Source organism: Variovorax sp. Soil_C_17 (genome assembly GCF_057657265.1).
The window spans coordinates 1-277 of record NZ_JBDGIT010000065.1; the positions used below are offsets into that span (position 1 = coordinate 1).

Below are 277 nucleotides of genomic sequence, written 5' to 3' on the forward strand. Positions count from 1 at the left end.
CACATCACGTTCCTTTGTGATGGCGGCGATACGGTGCGCGAGCTCGGCGCGTTCGTGCACCCGCGATCCGAGCACATACTGGACTGGTTCCACGTCGCGATGCGCATCGAGCAACTCCTGCAAACGACACGCGGGTTGCAAAGCGCAGAGAAGCCGGAGTTGCTCAAGGGCATCGAGCGCGTCAAATGGTTCCTGTGGCATGGAAACGTGATGCGCGCCGACGAAACCTTGTACGACCTGCTCGAAGAGATCGACGGCGTGCGCGAGCAGGACAGGC

Annotated in this window: 1 pseudogene; it reads left to right on the forward strand. The window is 61.4% G+C overall.

The features are described from left to right. Positions 1-277, forward strand: a pseudogene (locus tag AC3A6Y_RS35055) (hypothetical protein); the annotation flags it as partial.